The organism is Pseudomonas taiwanensis, assembly GCF_013393345.1.
Lineage (GTDB): Bacteria > Pseudomonadota > Gammaproteobacteria > Pseudomonadales > Pseudomonadaceae > Metapseudomonas > Metapseudomonas resinovorans_C.
In genome coordinates, this window is the sequence record NZ_QJRF01000060.1 from 87,726 (window position 1) to 105,989 (window position 18,264).

Genomic DNA, 18,264 nt, shown 5'->3' on the forward strand with positions numbered 1-18,264 from the left:
TCTCGTATGAAACCGGACGGCCCCTGTAAGGGGGGCCGCCGTAAAGAGAGACCGCCGATCAGATGTCCAGCAGCAGACGAGCCGGGTCTTCCAGCAGGTTCTTGATGGTCACCAGGAAGCTCACAGCTTCCTTGCCATCGATCAGGCGGTGGTCGTAGGACAGAGCCAGGTACATCATCGGGCGGATAACGACCTGACCGTTGATGGCCATCGGGCGCTGGATGATGTTGTGCATGCCGAGAATGGCGGCCTGCGGCGGGTTGACGATCGGGGTCGACATCATCGAACCGAAGGTGCCGCCGTTGGTGATGGTGAAGGTGCCACCAGTCATCTCGTCGATGGACAGCTTGCCTTCACGGGCCTTCTTGCCGAAGGTCGCAATGCCGCTCTCGACTTCTGCCAGGCTCATCAGCTCAGCGTTGCGCAGAACCGGAACCACCAGACCACGGTCGCTGGAAACGGCTACGCCGATGTCCTGGTAGCCGTGGTACACGATGTCGTTGCCGTCGATGGAAGCGTTGACGGCCGGGAAGCGCTTCAGCGCCTCGACGGAAGCCTTGACGAAGAAGGACATGAAGCCCAGGCGTACGCCGTTGTGGGTCTTCTCGAACAGGTCCTTGTACTTCGAACGCAGCGCCATGACTTCAGTCATGTCGACTTCGTTGAAGGTGGTCAGCATGGCCATGGTGGACTGGGCTTCGACCAGACGCTCGGCAACCTTGGCACGCAGGCGGGTCATCGGTACGCGCTTCTCAACGCGATCGCCAGCGGCGAAGACCGGAGCCTCGGCAGCCGGGGCAGCGGGCTTGGCTGCCGGAGCAGCCGGAGCGGATTTCTTCGCTTCGACGGCGGCAACCACGTCTTCCTTGGTCACGCGACCGCCTTTGCCAGTGCCGGCGATGCTGTTCGGATCGATGCCGTTCTCTTCGGCCAGCTTGCGGGCGGCCGGGGAGAGGATGGCGTCGTCGCCAGCGGCAGCGGCCGGAGCGGCAGCCTGGGCAGCGGGAGCGGCGGCCGGGGCAGCAGCAGCCGGAGCAGCGGCAGCTGCGCCAGCATTCAGTTTGCCGAGCAGTTCGCCGCTGAGGACGGTGTCGCCCTCGTTCTTGACGATTTCAGCCAGGACGCCGTCGGCTTCCGCCAGGACTTCCATGACCACTTTGTCAGTTTCGATGTCGACGATCAGCTCATCGCGCTTGACCGCATCGCCCGGCTTCTTGTGCCAGGTAGCCACGGTGCCATCGGCAACCGATTCCGGGAAAGTGGGGGCTTTGATCTCGATAGCCATTATTCAGGGTTCCTATCTAATTCGGTTTCTTCTGCGCGAAGGCGTTAAACAGTAAAGGCGTCTTGCAGCAGTTTTTCCTGCTGCTCAGCGTGCATGGAGGCGTAGCCGCAAGCCGGAGCTGCAGAGCCTTCACGACCGGCGTACTCGAGGAACAGCCCTTTCTTGTGGGCGGCCGCGACGCGACGCATGTGGTGCTGGCTGCAGTACCAGGCGCCCTGGTTCATCGGCTCTTCCTGGCACCAGACGATGTGCTTGAGGTTCTTGTACGGAGCCAGAACCTCGGCCAGGTCGTCCTCGGGGAACGGATACAGCTGCTCGATACGCACGATGGCGATATCTTCGCGGCCTTCGGCACGACGCTTCTCCAGCAGGTCGTAGTAGACCTTGCCGCTGCACAGGATCATGCGGTCTACCTTCTTCGGCTCGATCGCATCGATCTCGCCAATGACGGTCTGGAAGGAACCTTCGGCGAGGTCTTCCAGGGTCGAGATGGCCAGCTTGTGACGCAGCAGCGACTTCGGAGTCAGGGCTACCAGCGGCTTGCGCAGCGGGCGGATCACCTGACGACGCAGCATGTGGTAGACCTGCGCCGGGGTGGTCGGTACGCAAACCTGGATGTTGTGCTCGGCGCACAGCTGCAGGTAGCGCTCCAGACGTGCGGAGGAGTGCTCCGGACCCTGGCCTTCGTAGCCATGCGGCAGCAGCATGGTCAGGCCGCACAGGCGACCCCACTTGTGCTCGCCACTGGTGATGAACTGGTCAACCACGACCTGGGCACCGTTGGCGAAGTCACCGAACTGGGCTTCCCAGATCACCAGCGCGTTCGGCGTGGTGGTGGAGTAGCCGTATTCGAATGCCAGCACGGCCTCTTCCGACAGGTAGGAGTCGTACAGATCGAACTTCGGCTGGTCGGCGAACAGGTGTTGCAGCGGCAGGTGGGTGCTGGCGTCCTTCTGGCTGTGCAGCGCCGCGTGGCGGTGCGAGAAGGTGCCACGGCCCACGTCCTGGCCGGTGATACGCACCGGGTGGCCTTCGAACAGCAAGGTGGCGTAGGCCATGGTCTCGGCGTAGCCCCAGTTGATCGGCATCGCACCGGCGCCCATCTTCTGGCGGTCTTCGAGGATCTTGGCGACCTGACGCTGAACCACGAAGCCTTCCGGGAATTCCAGCAGCTTGCTGGAGAGTTCCTGCAGGGTCTTCAGGTCGAAGCGGGTGTCGTGACGCGCGGTCCAGGCATGACCCAGGTACGGACGCCAATCAACGAAGAGCTCCTTGTTGGGCTCCTTGACCAGGCTCTTCACCACGTGCTGGCCGTTGTCCAGAGCGGTACGGTACTCGTCGACCTTGGCCTGGATGGCGGCGGTGTCGAGCACGCGGGACGAGCTCAGGGCGTCGGCATACAGCTCACGGGTGGTGCGCTGCTTGCTGATCTGCTGGTACATCAGCGGCTGGGTGCCGTTCGGCTCGTCGGCCTCGTTGTGACCGCGACGGCGGTAGCAGACCAGGTCGATGACCACGTCACGCTTGAACTGCATGCGGTAATCGACGGCCAGTTGGGTGACGAACAGTACGGCTTCCGGATCATCGCCGTTCACGTGCAGGATCGGCGCCTGGATCATCTTGGCGACGTCGGTGCAGTACTCGGTGGAGCGCGAGTCTTCCGGACGGCTGGTGGTGAAACCAACCTGGTTGTTGATCACGATGTGGATGGTGCCGCCCGTCTTGTAGCCACGGGTCTGCGACATCTGGAAGGTTTCCATGACCACGCCCTGGCCGGCGAATGCTGCGTCGCCGTGGAGGGAGATCGGCAGAACCTTGTCACCGGTCTTGTCCTGGCGACGATCCTGACGGGCACGTACGGAACCCTCGACCACCGGGGAAACGATCTCCAGGTGGGACGGGTTGAACGCCAGGGCCAGGTGGACTTCGCCGCCCGGGGTCATGACGTTGGAGGAGAAGCCCTGGTGGTACTTCACGTCACCGGAGGACAGGCCTTCGGTCTTCTTGCCTTCGAACTCGTCGAACAGGTCGCGCGGGTTCTTGCCGAAGGTGTTGACCAGAACGTTCAGACGGCCACGGTGGGCCATGCCGATGACGATTTCCTTCAGGCCGTAGGAACCAGAGCGCTGGATGATCTCGTCCAGCAGCGGGATCAGGCTTTCGCCGCCCTCCAGGCCGAAGCGCTTGGTGCCCGGGTACTTGGTGCCCAGGTACTTCTCCAGACCCTCGGCAGCGGTCAGGCGCTCGAGCAGGTGGCTCTGGACTTCAGGCGAGAACGCCGGACGGCCGCGCACGCTTTCCAGACGCTGCTGGAACCACTTGCGCTGCTCGGAATCGACGATGTGGGTGAACTCGGCACCGATGGTGCGGCAATACGTCTCGTTGAGGGTCTGCTGAATCTCACGCAGAGTAGCCTCTTCTTTGCCGATGTAGAGCTCACCAGTACGGAAGGTGGTATCGAGGTCGGCATCGGTCAGTCCGTAGTGACGGATCGACAGGTCAGCCGGAGCCGGACGCTGCCACAGACCAAGCGGATCGAGCTTGGATGCCTGGTGGCCGCGCATGCGGAATGCCTGGATCAAACGCAGGACTTCTACCTGCTTCTTCTCGTGCTCACTGCTTACAGCGCCAGCGGAAACCGGCTGAGCACGGCGCTGGTTCTTGGCGAGCAGGACGAAATGATCGCGGACGGTGGAGTGCGAAACGTCGGTGGCAAGATTGCCGTCGGTCGGCAGCTTCTGGAAGTAGGTGCGCCACTCTTCGGGCACAGCGTTGGGATCGTGCAGGTAGAGCTCATAGAGCTCCTCCACATATGCAGCGTTACCACCGGATAGGTGGGCACTGTTCCACATGCGCTGCATTTCGCTTTCTTGCATGCTTTGTCACCCTCGATAAGGGGACACCATCGGCATGGACACCACTAGGGCTTAAAAGTCCTGGCACAGCGACTTCGGTAAAGCCACCAAGGATCCCGCAGATAGTCCGGGCACCAGCCCGGTTGCCCCTGCTGGTCATCTATATATTTTTCAAATAAGGAGCACGGCTTTGTGGGCTGCGCTCCTGGTTTTACTGCGGCACCAGCCAGGCCGGCGCCGCAGGTGTTACGGGTACAGCAAACGAATCAGGTACCGCTTTGCAGCAGCATGTTGCGTACGTGACCGATTGCCCTGGTGGGGTTCAGACCCTTCGGGCAGACGCTCACGCAGTTCATGATGCTGCGGCAACGGAATACGCTGAACGGGTCGTCCAACGCAGCCAGTCGCTCTTCGGTCTTGTTGTCACGGCTGTCAGCCAGGAAGCGATAGGCTTGCAGCAGTGCGGCGGGACCGAGGAACTTGTCGGGGTTCCACCAGAAGGACGGGCAGGAGGTCGAGCAGCAAGCGCACAGGATGCACTCGTACAGACCGTCGAGCTTCTCGCGCTCTTCCGGGGATTGCAGACGTTCGATGGCCGGAGCCGGAGTATCGTTCTGCAGGAACGGTTTCACCTTCTCGTACTGCTTGTAGAAGATGCTCATATCGACGACCAGGTCACGGATGACCGGCAGGCCCGGCAGCGGGCGGATCACCAGCTTGCCGCCCTTCAGGCCAGCGGCGGACAGCGGCGTGATGCACGCCAGGCCGTTCTTGCCGTTGATGTTCATGCCGTCGGAGCCGCAGACGCCTTCACGGCAGGAGCGACGGTAGGAGAAACCCTCGTCCTGTTCCTTGATCAGCGCCAGTACGTCGAGGACCATCACGTCCTTGCCGTCGGTGTCGATCTGGAAATCCTGCATGGTCGGAGCGCTGTCGCTCTCCGGGTTGTAGCGATAAACGCTGACAGTAAGAGTCTTGGACATGTCGGCCACCCTTAATAAGTACGTACTTTGGGTTCGAACGCCGGAACGGTCTTCGGCGCGAAGTTGACGGCGCGCTTGGTAACGCGCTTATCACCCGGGAAGTACAGGGTGTGGCACAGCCAGTTATCGTCGTCGCGGTCTTCGAAGTCTTCGCGGGCATGGGCACCACGGGACTCTTTGCGGACTTCCGCGGCAATCGCGGTCGCTTCGGCGACTTCCAGCAGGTTCTGCAGCTCCAGCGCTTCGATACGCGCGGTATTGAAGGCCTGGGACTTGTCGTTGATCTTGACGTTGGCGATACGCTCACGCAGGTCAGCCAGCTGGGCAATGCCCTTCTGCATGTATTCGCCGGTACGGAATACACCGAAGTAGTTCTGCATGCAGCTTTGCAGCTCGCGTTTCAGCGGGGCAACTTCTTCGCCGCTGGTGCGCTCGTTGACGCCGGACAGACGCTTGAGGGACAGCTCGAGGTCGGTCTCGCTGGCGCCGCGCGCCTCGATACCTTCTTTGAGCGCCTTCTCCAGGTGCAGGCCAGCGGCACGACCGAACACAACCAGGTCGAGCAGGGAGTTGCCGCCCAGACGGTTGGCACCGTGTACCGATACGCAAGCCACTTCGCCCACTGCGAACAGGCCTTCGACGATGGTGTCGTTGCCGTTGGCGTCCTGGGTAATGGCCTGGCCGTGAATGTTGGTGGCAACGCCGCCCATCATGTAGTGGCAGGTCGGGATAACCGGGATCGGCGCGACGACCGGGTCAACGTGCGCGAAGGTCTTGGACAGTTCGCAGATGCCAGGCAGGCGGCTGTGCAGAACTTCCTCGCCCAGGTGGTCGAGCTTCAGCAGTACGTGGTCCTTGTTCGGGCCCACGCCGTTGCCGGCGATTACTTCCTTCACCATGGAACGGGCGACCACGTCGCGGCCGGCCAGGTCCTTGGCGTTCGGAGCGTAACGCTCCATGAAGCGCTCGCCATGGGCGTTGATCAGGTAACCACCCTCGCCGCGGCAACCTTCGGTCACCAGCACGCCGGCACCGGCGATACCGGTCGGGTGGAACTGCCACATTTCGATGTCCTGGACCGGCACACCAGCACGCAGGGCCATGCCCACGCCGTCACCGGTGTTGATCAGGGCGTTGGTGGTGGAGGCGTAGATACGACCAGCACCGCCAGTGGCCAGAACCACGGCCTTGGAACGGATGTAAACGGTTTCGCCGGTTTCGATGCAGATGGCGATGATGCCAACCACGGCGCCGTCCTGGTTCTTCACCAGGTCAACAGCGTACCACTCGTTGAGGAACGAGGTGCCGCTCTTCAGGTTCGCCTGGTACAGGGTGTGCAGCAGGGCGTGACCGGTACGGTCGGCCGCGGCGCAGGTACGGGCGGCCTGGCCACCCTTGCCGAAGTCCTTGGACTGGCCACCGAACGGACGCTGGTAGATGCGGCCTTGTTCGGTACGGGAGAACGGCAGGCCCATGTGTTCCAGCTCGAACACGGCTTCCGGACCTACGGAGCACATGTATTCGATAGCGTCCTGGTCACCGATGTAGTCGGAACCCTTGACGGTGTCGTACATGTGCCAGCGCCAATCGTCGTTCGGGTCTGCCGAAGCGATGGCGCAGGTGATGCCGCCTTGAGCGGATACGGTGTGGGAGCGGGTCGGGAAGACCTTGGTCACCACAGCGGTCTTGTGGCCACCCTGGGCCAGTTGCAGCGCAGCACGCATGCCGGCGCCGCCGCCACCTACGATGATGGCGTCGAAAGAAAGAGTACGAATGCTAGCCATGGATCACACACCCCAGAGAATCTGCACGCCCCAGACGAAGAACGCGAACATTGCCATGCCGCATACCGCCTGGAACAGGAAACGCACGACCGTCGCCGCCTTGCCCAGCGCCATCGGCGTCAGGTAATCGGTGGAGATGGTCCACATGCCGACCCAGGCGTGGACGCTCAGGGCGACCAGGGCGAGCAAGCTGAAGATGCGCATCGCGGTGTGGGAGAACAGACCATGCCACTCGGCGTAGGTCAGACCCGGATTGAACAGCAGGTAGCCCAGCAGGAACAGGAAATAAGCCGCGAGAACGACCGCAGAAACGCGCTGGGCCATCCAGTCATAAAGGCCCGAACGCGAGAAGTTCGTAACGTTGGTTACCATATCCACACCCCCAGCAGCACGATCAGCACCGCAGAAATCACGATGACGATTTTCGAGCCCAGCTTGCCGCCCTCGAGCGTCTCGCCGACGCCCGCATCCATTACCAGATGGCGCACACCGGCGACCAAGTGGTAAAGCAGTGCGGACAGGAGGCCCCAAACCACCAGCTTGGCCAGCGGACTGGTCAGGCACGCCTTGACCTGCTCGAAGCCTTCCTCGGAGCTCAGCGACTTGTCGAGTGCGAACAGCAGCACGGCAATGCCGAAGAAGAGGATGACGCCAGAGATACGATGCAGGATGGACGTGTAAGCAGTGACGGGGAGTTTGATGGTCCTGAGATCTAGGTTTACAGGTCGTTGGCTATTCACGGCTTTTTTTTCACACTGAGGCCCCTAACAAACAGGGCAAGTTGTCGGGAAGTGCACTGATCAGGTACCCCTCACCAAAGGGAGTGCCGACCACCAGAAATATGGGCGCAGGGCCCCTGGCGATCGGGCGCTGAGTATAGACAGTTAGCTGACTAATGACAATGCAAACGCCTGCCCCTAACGGCGGATTGCACTGCCTATATAAAAGGCGTAAATAGCGCCACCTTTTGCACCGAAAAACCCACGCAAACCCCAGTGGCGCATGGGTTTCTTCAAATTGACATTCGAATTTATACCTCTATAGTGTCCCGGGCCCTGCGTGGGGGGCTGTCTGATGATTTCAAGCATAACTAGGAGGCCGCTATGGCTGACAAAAAAGCGCAGTTGATCATCGAGGGCGCAGCCCCCGTAGAGCTGCCCGTTCTGTCCGGAACCATGGGACCCGATGTAGTCGATGTGCGGGGCCTGACCTCCACGGGCTGCTTCACCTTTGATCCTGGCTTTATGTCGACCGCCTCTTGCGAGTCGAAGATCACCTACATCGACGGCGACAAGGGCGTATTGCTGCACCGCGGCTATCCGATCGAGCAGCTGGCAGAGAAATCCGACTATCTGGAGACCTGCTACCTGCTGCTGAACGGCGAGCTGCCGAACGCGGAAGAGAAAGCCAAATTCGTTGGCACCATCAAGAACCACACCATGGTTCATGAGCAGCTGAAGAGCTTCTTCAACGGCTTCCGCCGCGACGCTCACCCGATGGCGATCATGTGTGGCGTGGTCGGTGCCCTCTCCGCCTTCTACCACGACTCCCTGGACATCAATAACCCGCAGCACCGCGAAGTTTCTGCGATGCGCCTGGTCGCCAAGATGCCGACCATTGCGGCGATGGCCTACAAGTACTCCATGGGCCAGCCCATGATGTACCCGCGTAACGACCTGAATTACGCGGAAAACTTCCTGCACATGATGTTCAACACCCCGGCCGAGATCAAACCGATCAGCCCGGTGCTGGCCCGCGCCATGGACCGCATCTTCATCCTGCATGCGGACCACGAACAGAACGCCTCCACTTCGACCGTTCGCCTGGCTGGCTCCTCTGGCGCCAACCCCTTCGCCTGTATCGCAGCTGGCATCGCGGCTCTCTGGGGCCCGGCTCACGGCGGCGCGAACGAAGCCGTGCTGAGCATGCTGGACGAGATCGGCGATGTGTCGAACATCGACAAGTTCATCGCCAAGGCGAAGGACAAGAACGATCCGTTCAAGCTGATGGGCTTCGGCCACCGCGTCTACAAGAACTTCGACCCGCGCGCCAAGGTCATGAAACAGACCTGCGACGAGGTTCTGGCCGAGCTGGGTATCAACGACCCGCAGCTGGAACTGGCGATGAAGCTCGACGAGATCGCGCGTAACGATCCTTACTTCAAGGAGCGCAACCTCTACCCGAACGTAGACTTCTACTCGGGCATCATCTTGAAGGCCATTGGCATTCCGACCAGCATGTTCACCGTGATCTTCGCCCTGGCTCGTACCGTCGGCTGGATCTCGCACTGGAAGGAAATGCTCTCCAGCCCGTACAAGATTGGCCGTCCGCGCCAGCTGTACACCGGCTACGAGCAGCGTGACTTCGTCTCGCTGGACGGCCGCAAGTAAGGCTGACCGCACAATGAAAAAGGCTGCCGATCGGCAGCCTTTTTTATTTCGACTTCGTCTAGCCTTTCAGCGTTTTTCCGCCCGCTGGCGCATCGCCTTGAGGGTATTGAACGGCGCATCGACCACAAAGCTGTTGGCCAACCAGGAAGGTACGCTGCCCCCCGGCTCGGTATGCACTTGATAGGTCACCTCCACCTCCCCCGCCGCTTTCGGCACCAGCTTCCAGAAGCCATCAACCTGGCTCACCCGTACATAGCCCTCTGTGTCAGGCAGGTACTTGGGCACCCCTTCCAGCAACCGCGTGACACTACCGTCCGCCCCCAGCTCCGAAGTGACGTGGATGACCGAATCCCGCGGAGTGACTGGCCAGGGCGTATTGAAGCGGGTGTAGGTCCAGCTCTGCGCACCGTCGCTCTTGAGCAACTTCTGCTCCTTGCACTCATGAATCCAGGCACAGGACCCGGAGACATCCTCCTGCAATGCACGCAAGGTGGCGATATCCGTCTTCATGATGGCGACACCGCGATAGGCCTTGTACTTGGAGCCAGGCACCTCGCTCAGAAAAACCTTGATGCCATCCTCGTCCTTGGCCAGTTTCCAGTCGCCGGCATGCGCGCCGGACACCGCGAGGAGTCCCAGGGCGCAGAACGCCACAGCCTTGAATCTCATGATCTCTCCTTGCCCAGGCCGGCGATGGACCGGCCGAATGATTAAGCGGCCGAGGTTGCCTGTTCCAGCCAACCGAGCAGGCGAATCGCCTCATCGCGACTATCACCGCAGACTTCCGGGTCCGCATCGAAGGCACCACAGACAGCAGGCCTGCGCGGGTCGCCGAACAACTGGCAGAGATTCTCTACGGACAGATGCAGGCAACGCTCACCCGCCGGCTTTCCAGAAGGCATGCCGGGTATCGGAGAGCTGATGGATGGGGCAATGCAGCAGGCACCGCAACCTGGGCGACAGAGCATGGCGAACGACCTCGGGTGACAGGAGTGCTCGGACGAAAGCGCATTCTACTTGGGCGCCGTCTGCGTGGACATTACCCCAATCACTGACGCCTGGTGCGCGCGCAGCTCTTGTGGACTTTCGCCCTTGTAGATACGCGCAGTCAGACGACCCTCATGTACTTCAAGCCCTATGCGGCGGGGATCTCGCAGGTCGAACACCTGATAGGCCGTAGATTGGCTATGGAAAGCCCGCATGCCGGAGGTCAGATAAAAGGCCTGGGTCGCAGCGATGCTTCGCCCCCCCTGCCCCGCAGCCGAAGCGTCGCCCAGCGCAACCATCACGCGTCGACCCGACATGTCGTATGCACCGGAAAGCTCGCCAAACCCGTAAACGCGTTCTCCTGCGTCCCGTCGCCAGCGGAGATAAATCCGGTCCAGTTCCGAATCACCCAGCGTCACAGTCAGCAGCACCCCCCGCTCGCCGTCGTCTTCGAAGGACAGGACATAACCACTCAGACGGCCGTCGGCACAGCGCAGATGCCCCTTCAACAGCAGCCTGGCCCCGAGGCGCTCGATCGATTCCAGGCTCTGGTCGCGACACAGCAGCTTGCGCTCCGAAAGCAGCGGCAACGGGTTGGGGCGCGCTACGCCCGCCGCAAGGAAGCCGCCCTCGGCTGACCAGAGGATTTTTTCCGGCCGGTTTTGCGCGTAGACGCCGAATGCCGTGCCCCGCCAGGAAAGCCGATAGCGCCCGAAATCGAAGTCACGCGCCACGGTGAAGGCCGGCGGCAGATGCAGCTCCGCGAAAACCGGCTGCGTGCGCCAAGCGTCGGCGCCACGCAGAAGTCCAATTGCCGCTGCAAGCAGCAACAGTGCGACAAATCCCAATCCACGCCAGTGCCCCATGGCCGGCCCCTTTCCTTGAAAATCAGCACCCATTAGGCTTGCAGGCCTCCAACGACACAGAGCCCAAGACCATGCCGGTATGGATGCAGACCGCAGCCCTGCTCACCCTGTCCAACGTCTTCATGACCTTCGCTTGGTACGGCCATTTGAAGACGCTCAATACCAAGCCCTGGATAATTGCAGCCCTGATCAGCTGGGGAATTGCGTTGTTCGAGTACCTGATCATGGTGCCGGCCAACCGCATCGGTTACACCGAACTCTCGGTCGGCCAGCTGAAGATCATGCAGGAAGTGATCACCCTGGCGATCTTCGTGCCATTCAGCGTGCTCTACATGCAGCAGCCGCTGAAGCTGGACTATCTGTGGGCGGGAGTGTGCCTACTAGGCGCCGTCTACTTCATTTTCCGCAGCTAGGCGCCCTGATCGTCGACCAGGCGTTTTTGGAAATCGGCTCGAAATGCTCATTGACGGTCGTCAACTCCGCTTTCTCCCCGATTTCCGCCTAGCCTGGCCTTAGCTCAGGACGCCTGCCTCACTCGCTATGCCGGCTTTTTCAGCCTCGCGATCAGGCTGGATGTATCCCAACGCCCGCCACCCATGGCCTGGACCTCGGCGTAGAACTGGTCGACCAATGCCGTAACCGGCAGCTGCGCGCCGTTATGCGCGGCTTCATCGAGGATGATGGACAGGTCCTTGCGCATCCAGTCCACGGCGAACCCGAAATCGAAATTGCCGTCCAGCATGGTCTGATGGCGGTGCTCCTGTTGCCAGGACTGCGCCGCTCCCTTGCTGATCACCTCCATGGCGCCCTGCGCGTCCAGCCCGGCGCACTGGGCGAAGTGCAGCGCCTCGGCGAGCCCTTGCAGCAGGCCGCCGACACAGATCTGGTTGACCATCTTGGTCAATTGCCCGCTGCCAACGGGGCCCATGCGTCGAATCATCTTGGCGTAGCTGTCGATCACCGGTTCGGCTCGGTCATAGAACGCCTGCTCACCACCCACCATCACCGACAACATGCCAGCTTCGGCACCGGCCTGACCGCCGGAAACCGGGGCATCGAGGAAGCCCAGCTCGCGCTCGGCAGCCAGGGTTGCCATTTCGCGCGCCACATCTGCCGACGCGGTGGTGTGGTCCACCAGGATCGAACCGGGTGCCATGCCTGCGAAAGCACCATCCGCACCGAGCAGGACAGCGCGCAGATCTTCGTCGTTACCGACGCAGACCATCACGAACTCCGCACCTTCTGCCGCCTCGCGCGGCGTGGCGAAGGCATCGCCGCCGAATTCATCGCACCACAGCTCGGTCCTGCCCGGCGAGCGATTGTAGACCCGCACCGAATGCCCTTCGCAGGCCAGGTGCCCGGCCATGTTGAAACCCATGACCCCCAAACCGATGAACGCTACTTCAGCCATTGTTCTTCTCCTTCGTCGACCTGCGGAAAAGCCTAACACGCAGTTTGCCGGCCCGCGAAAGCGCCACCATACTCGCTGCAGGCTGGCCCCGGCCGCCCCTTGCCAAGGAGAACCCCATGCCGCATTGGCTGGTAATCGATCTGGAAGCCACCACCGAAGAAGGTGGATGGCCCCTGGAAGAAATGGAAATCATCGAGATCGGTGCGACCGTCGTCCGCGCCGACGGGCACGAGGTCGACCATTTTCAGCGCTTCGTTCGACCGGCACGCCGCCCCTGCCTGACCGGCTTCTGCCGCCAGCTTACCCACATCAGCCAGGCCGACGTGGACGGCGCCGCCAGCCTGCCGCAGGTCTGGGAGACTTTCGAGCGCTGGCTCGGCCATCACCGCCCGCGCCTGGTGGGTTGGGTCAGCTGGGGCGACTATGATCGACACCAACTGGAGAAGGAATGGCAACTGCATGGACTGGACAGCCTGCTGGCCGCAGTACCCCACCTGAACCTGAAGCAGCGTTTTGCCGAAGTGCGCCAGCTCAAGCGCGTGGTGGGTCTGCACACGGCCCTGCAACTGGCTGGGCTGCACTTCCAGGGCCAGCAGCATCGCGCCCTCGAAGACGCCCGCAACACCGCGCGCCTGCTTCCGCTCGTGCTGCCTGCCTGAATGCACCCGACCTAGTGACGCTGAAACCCTCGTTGGGCATACTGTCGGGCCCTTTCAGACCCCATCCAGGAGCCCAGCATGTTCAAGGTCAACGAATACTTCGACGGCACCGTCAAATCCATCGCCTTCGGCATGACCGAAGGCCCGGCCACCATCGGTGTGATGGCCGCCGGCGAGTACGAGTTCGGCACCAGCCAGCTGGAAGTGATGCATGTCATCGCCGGCGCACTGACCGTGAAACTGCCGGGTAGCGACACCTGGGAAACCTTCGCTGCCGGCAGCCAGTTCACCGTACCGGCCAACAGCAAATTCCAGCTGAAAGTGGCCCAGGATACCGCCTACCTCTGCGAGTACCGCTAAGGCGAAGCCTCGCTCCCGAGGCTCGAAAGAAAAAACCGGCCAACTGGCCGGTTTTTTTATTCAAGGCAGCAGAACCTCATATCAGGTTCGGCTCCATCTCCAGCGCTACACCAAACCTGGTCGCCACATCCGCCTGGATGCGCTGAGCCAGTCCATGAAGCTGATGGCCGGTGGCGGCGCCGTAGTTCACCAGCACCAGCGCCTGAAGCCGGTGCACGCCGGCATCGCCTTCGCGGAACCCCTTCCAGCCAGCCCGTTCAATCAGCCAGCCAGCGGCCAGCTTCACCTGCCCATCGCCCTGCGGATAGGCCACAAGGTCCGGATATTCGCCCCGCAGGCGCTGGGCCAACTCGGTACTGACCAGCGGATTCTTGAAGAAGCTGCCGGCATTCCCCAGCACGGCGGGATCAGGCAGTTTCTCGCTGCGAATGGCGCAGATGGCGCGACTGACATCACTGGGGGACGGCGCGTTGATGCCTTCGTCTTGCAGGCGCTGACGCACCGGGCCGTAATCGAGATGCAGCAAGGGCGCGCGACTGAGCTTGAAACGGACACGCAGGATCAGCCAACGTCCCGCCTCGCGCTTGAACAGGCTGTCGCGATAGGCGAACTGACATTCATCCAGGCCGAACTCTCGCAACGCGCCGGTTTGCCGATCCAAGGCGGTCAGGCCCGCGAACACGTCTTTCAGCTCGACGCCATAGGCACCGATGTTCTGCATGGGAGCAGCGCCCACCGTGCCGGGAATCAGACTGAGATTTTCCAGCCCTCCCAGACCTTGTTCCAGGGTCCAGAGCACCAGCGGGTGCCAAGGCTCGCCCGCCTCGGCCTCCAGCAGCACCGTCGAGCCGTCATCGGCCAGGAGGCGAATGCCGCGACTGGCCATGCGCAGCACCAGCGCTTCCACATCACGAGTCAGCAACAGATTGCTGCCACCACCGATCACCAGCAGTGGCAGGCCGCGACGAGCGGCCAGATCGATGGCCTCACGCACTTCAGCATCATCGTGCGCCTCGACGAAGAGCCGGGCTTTCACATCGACGCCAAAGGTGTTGTAGGGCTTAAGGGACAGATTTTCGTGCAGGACCAGGCTCACAGGCGCCCCTTGATTTCAACGATCAGCGCCTCACAGGCCCGCTCTACCAGGTCAAGCACCTGCTCGAAGCCCTCTGCCCCTCCGTAGTAGGGGTCCGGCACCTCATCCAGTTCCAGCTGGTAGCGGCGCAGGAACAGGTCCAACTCGCTGGCGGAATCGCCGGGACGCAGGCGGCGCAGATTGGCGAGGTTGTTTTCGTCCATGGCCAGGATCAGGTCAAAGTCAGCGAAATCTCCCCGGGCGACCTGGCGTGCACGCTGCTGCGAAAGATCGTAGCCGCGGCGCTGTGCGGCAACGCGGGTACGAGCGTCCGGCGCCTTGCCCACATGCCAGTCGCCGGTGCCAGCGGAGTCCACCTGCACGCGCTCGGCGAGCCCGGCCTCACGCAGCTTGTGGCGCAGCACGCCTTCAGCGGTGGGCGATCGGCAGATATTACCGAGGCAGACGAAGAGAACGCGCATCAGGCCCCCAGCAAGCGCCGAACGCGCTCGAGGTCTTCTGGCGTGTCGACGCCGGCGGGAGGCGCTTCCAGGGCATCAGCGACGTGGATGCGCACGCCGTGCCAGAGCGCCCGCAGCTGCTCCAGGCACTCTGTGTTCTCGAGCCAGCACGGGCCCCAGGCGACGAAGTCATGGAGAAAGCCTGCGCGGTAGGCATAGATGCCGATATGGCGGCGATACGGCACCCCGGCCGGCAGCTGGTCGCGGCTGTCAGCGAAGGAATCACGGGCCCAGGGCAAAGGAGCGCGACTGAAAGTCAGCGCCAGGCCGTTGAGGTCGGCGGACACCTTCACGACATTGGGATTGAATAGCGCCTGCACATCCTGGATGGGCTCAGCCAGGGTTGCGATGCCGGCTTCCGCATGGGCGGCCAGGTTGGCAGCCACCTGGTCGATGATGGCCGGCGGAATCAACGGCTCGTCACCTTGCACGTTCACCACGATGGCATCGTTGGCCAGGCCAAGCTGGCTGGCCACTTCGGCCAGGCGATCCGTGCCGGAATTGTGATCCGCACGGGTCAGCAGTACATCAGCACCGAAAGCCTGGCAGGCTTCGACGATACGCGCGTCGTCAGTGGCTACCACCACACGCTGCGCCGCGCTGCGCCGGGCCTGCTCCCAGACGTGCTGGATCATCGGCTTGCCGGCGATGTCCTGCAGCGGTTTCCCAGGCAGGCGTGTCGAGGCGAAGCGCGCGGGAATGACGACAGTAAAGGCCTGGGTCATTTGTCCAGACGCTCATCGACATTGAGGGTACGGGCCTCGCCTTCCAGCATCACCGGGATGCCGTCGCGAACCGGGAAGGCCAGGGCGTCGGCCTTGCAGATGAGCTCGCTCTTGTCATCGGCCAGCTTCAGCGGGCCCTTGCACAGGGGGCAGGCGAGGATATCGAGGAGTTTCGGGTCCATGAGTGAATCCTTGAGACGGCAGCCCAAGGGCTACCTGGGTTAAAAGCGATTAGGCAGGAGGCGGGCCAATTGTTCGTCGAACCAGGCGACGAAAGCCTGCGAAGGCGCCGCATCGACCGCCAGATACCACCAGTCGGCGGCGGCGAAGGCCCGGCACTTCACCGCATCCTTCTCGGTCATCAGCAGCGGCAGCGATGGCGTGAAGGCCAGGGCTTGCGCGCTATAGACAGCATGATCAGCGAAGGGGTGCGGGATCGGGCGCCAGTTTAGCGCCTCCAGGGTCCTGAAGAAACGCTGCGGGTTGCCGATGCCGGCCACCGCATGCACGGCCTGTCCGGATGGGAAATGGTCCAGCCCGACGCGCTCGCCGGTCTTCAGATTGACCAGTTCGCTCGGCTGCAGTTTGAAGGCGAAGCCTTCGGCGGAATCGGCCTCGGCGCCATTGCGCAGTACCGCATCCACGGATTCCAGGCGCTCGGGCGGCTCACGCAGGGGGCCGGCGGGAAGGCAACGGCGGTTGCCGAGCCCACGGGCTGCGTCAATCAGCACCAGTTCCAGATCGCGCGCCAGGCGGTAGTGCTGAAGGCCATCGTCGCTGAGGATCAGGTCCAGGTCTTCTTGCTCCAGCAGCGCCTGCACAGCGCGGGAACGGTCCGGGTCGATCATCAGCGGCACGCCGCTGCGCTGGACGATCAGCAGCGGTTCGTCGCCGGCCAGATCGGCGCCCTGTCCCGCCTGCACCCGCCAGGGCAGCTGTGGGGGCTTGGCCCCATAGCCACGACTGACCACACCGACGCGCAATCCGCGCGCCCGGCAGTGCTCGATCAGCCAGAGGATCATCGGGGTCTTGCCGGTGCCGCCAACGGTGATGTTGCCGACGACGATCAACGGCACAGGCGGTCGGTAACTGCTGTCCTGCCCCGCCAGGTAGGCGGCACGCTTGCCGTTCGCCACCCGGCGATAAAGCCACTCCAGCGGGCTCAGCAGGCCAAGCGCCGGATGGCCCCGGTACCAGGCGTCCAGCAGGCGGTCGGAGAAGGCCATCAGGGCTTCTTGGCCGCGTCGGCCTCGATGGTGGTCATGCGCAACTGGCTGAAGCCCAGCTTGCCGGCGGCATCCATGGCAGTGACCACCGACTGGTGAGTGGTGCGTGCATCAGCGGTAATGACCAGCGGCAGGCTGTTGTCGCCTTCCGATTCACGCCCCAGTGCTGCGATCAGTGTCGCCAGGTCACTCTTCACGAGGTTCTGGCCATTGAGCGAATACTGGCCGTCCGCAGCGATGCTCAGCTCCAGTGTCTTCAGCTCGGTTTCCTGGGGCGGCGTTCCGCTCACGGCTTCGGGCAACTCGATCTTCAACTGGTTGGGTTTGCTGAAGGTGGTGGTCACCACGAAGAACAGCAACAACACGAAGATCACGTCGATCAACGAAGTGAGGTTGAGGAACACCTCTTCGCGGGCGACATTGCCCGCCCGGCGGCGGAACTTCACGCTTTGGCTTCCTCTGCGAAGTCGACTTCGCGATCGCCCTGGACCACTTCCACCAGCTTGATCGCTTCCTGCTCCATGGCCACAACCAGCTCGTCAACGCGACGCAGCAGGTAGCGGTGGAAGAACACCGCCGGAATGGCGACGATCAGGCCCGCGGCAGTGGTCACCAGCGCCTTGGCGATACCGCCGGCCAGCACGGGCGCATTGGCCATGCCGTTCTCCATGAAGCCGCCGAAAATGTCGATCATGCCGAACACGGTACCCAGCAGGCCGAGCAACGGCGCCATCGCGGCGATGGTGCCAAGGGCGTTGAGGTAGCGCTCCAGTTCATGGATGACCCGGCTTGCGGCTTCCTCGATGCACTCCTTCATGATCTCGCGGCCATGTTTGGAGTTGGCCAGGCCCGCGGCCAGCACTTCACCCAGCGGCGAAGAGGCGCGCAGCTCCTTGAGTTTCTGGCCGTTCAGCTGCTTGTCCTTGATCTGGCGCCATACCTGCCCCAGCAGATGCGGCGGCGACACGCGGCTGATACGCAGTGTCCACAGGCGTTCGGCAACGATCGCGGTGGCGGCAATGGAACACAGAATGATCGGCAGCATCATCCAGCCGCCGGCTTTGACCAACTCCCACACGGTAGGAAATCCCCTTCGGAAAAGTGGCGCCACTCTAGCATAGGGTCGGCCCCCCGCCG

21 protein-coding genes are annotated in these 18,264 nt (G+C 62.4%); 4 read left to right on the forward strand and 17 right to left on the reverse strand.

What is annotated here, in order from left to right:
• Window positions 1-58: 58 nt before the first annotated feature.
• The 6 genes from odhB to sdhC form a co-directional block, all read right to left on the reverse strand.
• Window positions 59-1,285 (reverse strand): 2-oxoglutarate dehydrogenase complex dihydrolipoyllysine-residue succinyltransferase, encoded by a 1,227-nt coding sequence (gene odhB / locus DM872_RS13560; protein ID WP_179059978.1) that lies wholly within the window; start codon window positions 1,283-1,285, stop codon window positions 59-61.
• Between the two features lie 44 nt (window positions 1,286-1,329).
• Window positions 1,330-4,161, reverse strand: a complete 2,832-nt coding sequence (locus DM872_RS13565) for a 2-oxoglutarate dehydrogenase E1 component (protein WP_179059979.1) — start codon at window positions 4,159-4,161, stop codon at window positions 1,330-1,332.
• Window positions 4,162-4,406: 245 nt separating this feature from the next.
• Window positions 4,407-5,123, reverse strand: a complete 717-nt coding sequence (locus DM872_RS13570) for a succinate dehydrogenase iron-sulfur subunit (protein WP_179059980.1) — start codon at window positions 5,121-5,123, stop codon at window positions 4,407-4,409.
• An 11-nt stretch (window positions 5,124-5,134) separates the two neighbouring features.
• Window positions 5,135-6,907 (reverse strand): succinate dehydrogenase flavoprotein subunit, encoded by a 1,773-nt coding sequence (gene sdhA, locus DM872_RS13575; protein WP_179059981.1) that lies wholly within the window; start codon window positions 6,905-6,907, stop codon window positions 5,135-5,137.
• Window positions 6,908-6,910: 3 nt separating this feature from the next.
• Window positions 6,911-7,279, reverse strand: coding sequence for a succinate dehydrogenase, hydrophobic membrane anchor protein (gene sdhD / locus DM872_RS13580; RefSeq protein WP_077525314.1), 369 nt, complete (start codon window positions 7,277-7,279; stop codon window positions 6,911-6,913).
• A complete protein-coding gene (gene sdhC, locus DM872_RS13585; RefSeq protein WP_179059982.1) occupies window positions 7,273-7,647 on the reverse strand; it encodes a succinate dehydrogenase, cytochrome b556 subunit in 375 nt (124 codons plus the stop codon). The genes sdhD and sdhC overlap by 7 nt, the downstream gene beginning before the upstream one ends.
• A gap of 363 nt (window positions 7,648-8,010) precedes the next feature.
• On the opposite strand from sdhC, the gene gltA reads away from it, so the two are divergent.
• Window positions 8,011-9,297: a citrate synthase gene (gene gltA / locus DM872_RS13590; RefSeq protein WP_077525316.1), complete on the forward strand. Its 1,287-nt coding sequence runs from the start codon at window positions 8,011-8,013 to the stop codon at window positions 9,295-9,297.
• Between the two features lie 66 nt (window positions 9,298-9,363).
• Here gltA and DM872_RS13595 read toward each other — a convergent pair whose 3' ends face one another.
• The 3 genes from DM872_RS13595 to DM872_RS13605 are packed head-to-tail and all read right to left on the reverse strand — an operon-like array spanning window position 9,364 to window position 11,150.
• Window positions 9,364-9,966 (reverse strand): START domain-containing protein, encoded by a 603-nt coding sequence (locus DM872_RS13595; protein ID WP_179059983.1) that lies wholly within the window; start codon window positions 9,964-9,966, stop codon window positions 9,364-9,366.
• A 41-nt stretch (window positions 9,967-10,007) separates the two neighbouring features.
• Window positions 10,008-10,265, reverse strand: coding sequence for a YkgJ family cysteine cluster protein (locus DM872_RS13600; RefSeq protein WP_179059984.1), 258 nt, complete (start codon window positions 10,263-10,265; stop codon window positions 10,008-10,010).
• A 45-nt stretch (window positions 10,266-10,310) separates the two neighbouring features.
• Window positions 10,311-11,150 carry a hypothetical protein gene (locus DM872_RS13605; RefSeq protein WP_179059985.1) on the reverse strand — a complete coding sequence of 280 codons (840 nt, stop codon included), beginning with the start codon at window positions 11,148-11,150 and terminating at the stop codon, window positions 10,311-10,313.
• 71 nt (window positions 11,151-11,221) lie between these two features.
• On the opposite strand from DM872_RS13605, the gene DM872_RS13610 reads away from it, so the two are divergent.
• Window positions 11,222-11,563: a DMT family protein gene (locus DM872_RS13610; protein WP_179059986.1), complete on the forward strand. Its 342-nt coding sequence runs from the start codon at window positions 11,222-11,224 to the stop codon at window positions 11,561-11,563.
• A gap of 125 nt (window positions 11,564-11,688) precedes the next feature.
• Here the strand turns inward: DM872_RS13610 and DM872_RS13615 are convergent, their stop codons facing one another.
• Window positions 11,689-12,561: an NAD(P)-dependent oxidoreductase gene (locus DM872_RS13615; RefSeq protein WP_179059987.1), complete on the reverse strand. Its 873-nt coding sequence runs from the start codon at window positions 12,559-12,561 to the stop codon at window positions 11,689-11,691.
• Window positions 12,562-12,677: 116 nt separating this feature from the next.
• On the opposite strand from DM872_RS13615, the gene DM872_RS13620 reads away from it, so the two are divergent.
• Window positions 12,678-13,220 carry an exonuclease domain-containing protein gene (locus DM872_RS13620; RefSeq protein ID WP_179059988.1) on the forward strand — a complete coding sequence of 181 codons (543 nt, stop codon included), beginning with the start codon at window positions 12,678-12,680 and terminating at the stop codon, window positions 13,218-13,220.
• A 78-nt stretch (window positions 13,221-13,298) separates the two neighbouring features.
• Window positions 13,299-13,580, forward strand: coding sequence for a pyrimidine/purine nucleoside phosphorylase (gene ppnP / locus DM872_RS13625; protein WP_077525323.1), 282 nt, complete (start codon window positions 13,299-13,301; stop codon window positions 13,578-13,580).
• A 76-nt stretch (window positions 13,581-13,656) separates the two neighbouring features.
• On the opposite strand, the gene murB is transcribed toward ppnP, so the two are convergent.
• The 7 genes from murB to DM872_RS13660 are packed head-to-tail and all read right to left on the reverse strand — an operon-like array spanning window position 13,657 to window position 18,205.
• Window positions 13,657-14,676 carry a UDP-N-acetylmuramate dehydrogenase gene (gene murB, locus DM872_RS13630; protein WP_179059989.1) on the reverse strand — a complete coding sequence of 340 codons (1,020 nt, stop codon included), beginning with the start codon at window positions 14,674-14,676 and terminating at the stop codon, window positions 13,657-13,659.
• Complete coding sequence (locus DM872_RS13635) at window positions 14,673-15,137, reverse strand: low molecular weight protein-tyrosine-phosphatase (RefSeq protein ID WP_179059990.1); 465 nt, start codon at window positions 15,135-15,137, stop codon at window positions 14,673-14,675. The genes murB and DM872_RS13635 overlap by 4 nt, the downstream gene beginning before the upstream one ends.
• Window positions 15,137-15,901: a 3-deoxy-manno-octulosonate cytidylyltransferase gene (gene kdsB, locus DM872_RS13640; RefSeq protein WP_179059991.1), complete on the reverse strand. Its 765-nt coding sequence runs from the start codon at window positions 15,899-15,901 to the stop codon at window positions 15,137-15,139. Before kdsB ends, DM872_RS13635 begins: the two co-directional genes overlap by 1 nt.
• Window positions 15,898-16,083 carry a Trm112 family protein gene (locus tag DM872_RS13645; RefSeq protein ID WP_077525327.1) on the reverse strand — a complete coding sequence of 62 codons (186 nt, stop codon included), beginning with the start codon at window positions 16,081-16,083 and terminating at the stop codon, window positions 15,898-15,900. The genes kdsB and DM872_RS13645 overlap by 4 nt, the downstream gene beginning before the upstream one ends.
• 39 nt (window positions 16,084-16,122) lie before the next feature.
• Complete coding sequence (lpxK, locus tag DM872_RS13650) at window positions 16,123-17,127, reverse strand: tetraacyldisaccharide 4'-kinase (RefSeq protein ID WP_179059992.1); 1,005 nt, start codon at window positions 17,125-17,127, stop codon at window positions 16,123-16,125.
• Entirely contained in the window at window positions 17,127-17,573 is a 447-nt protein-coding gene (locus tag DM872_RS13655; protein WP_077525329.1) for an ExbD/TolR family protein, read from the reverse strand. Before DM872_RS13655 ends, lpxK begins: the two co-directional genes overlap by 1 nt.
• Window positions 17,570-18,205 carry a MotA/TolQ/ExbB proton channel family protein gene (locus DM872_RS13660; protein ID WP_179059993.1) on the reverse strand — a complete coding sequence of 212 codons (636 nt, stop codon included), beginning with the start codon at window positions 18,203-18,205 and terminating at the stop codon, window positions 17,570-17,572. The genes DM872_RS13655 and DM872_RS13660 overlap by 4 nt, the downstream gene beginning before the upstream one ends.
• Window positions 18,206-18,264: the final 59 nt, after the last annotated feature.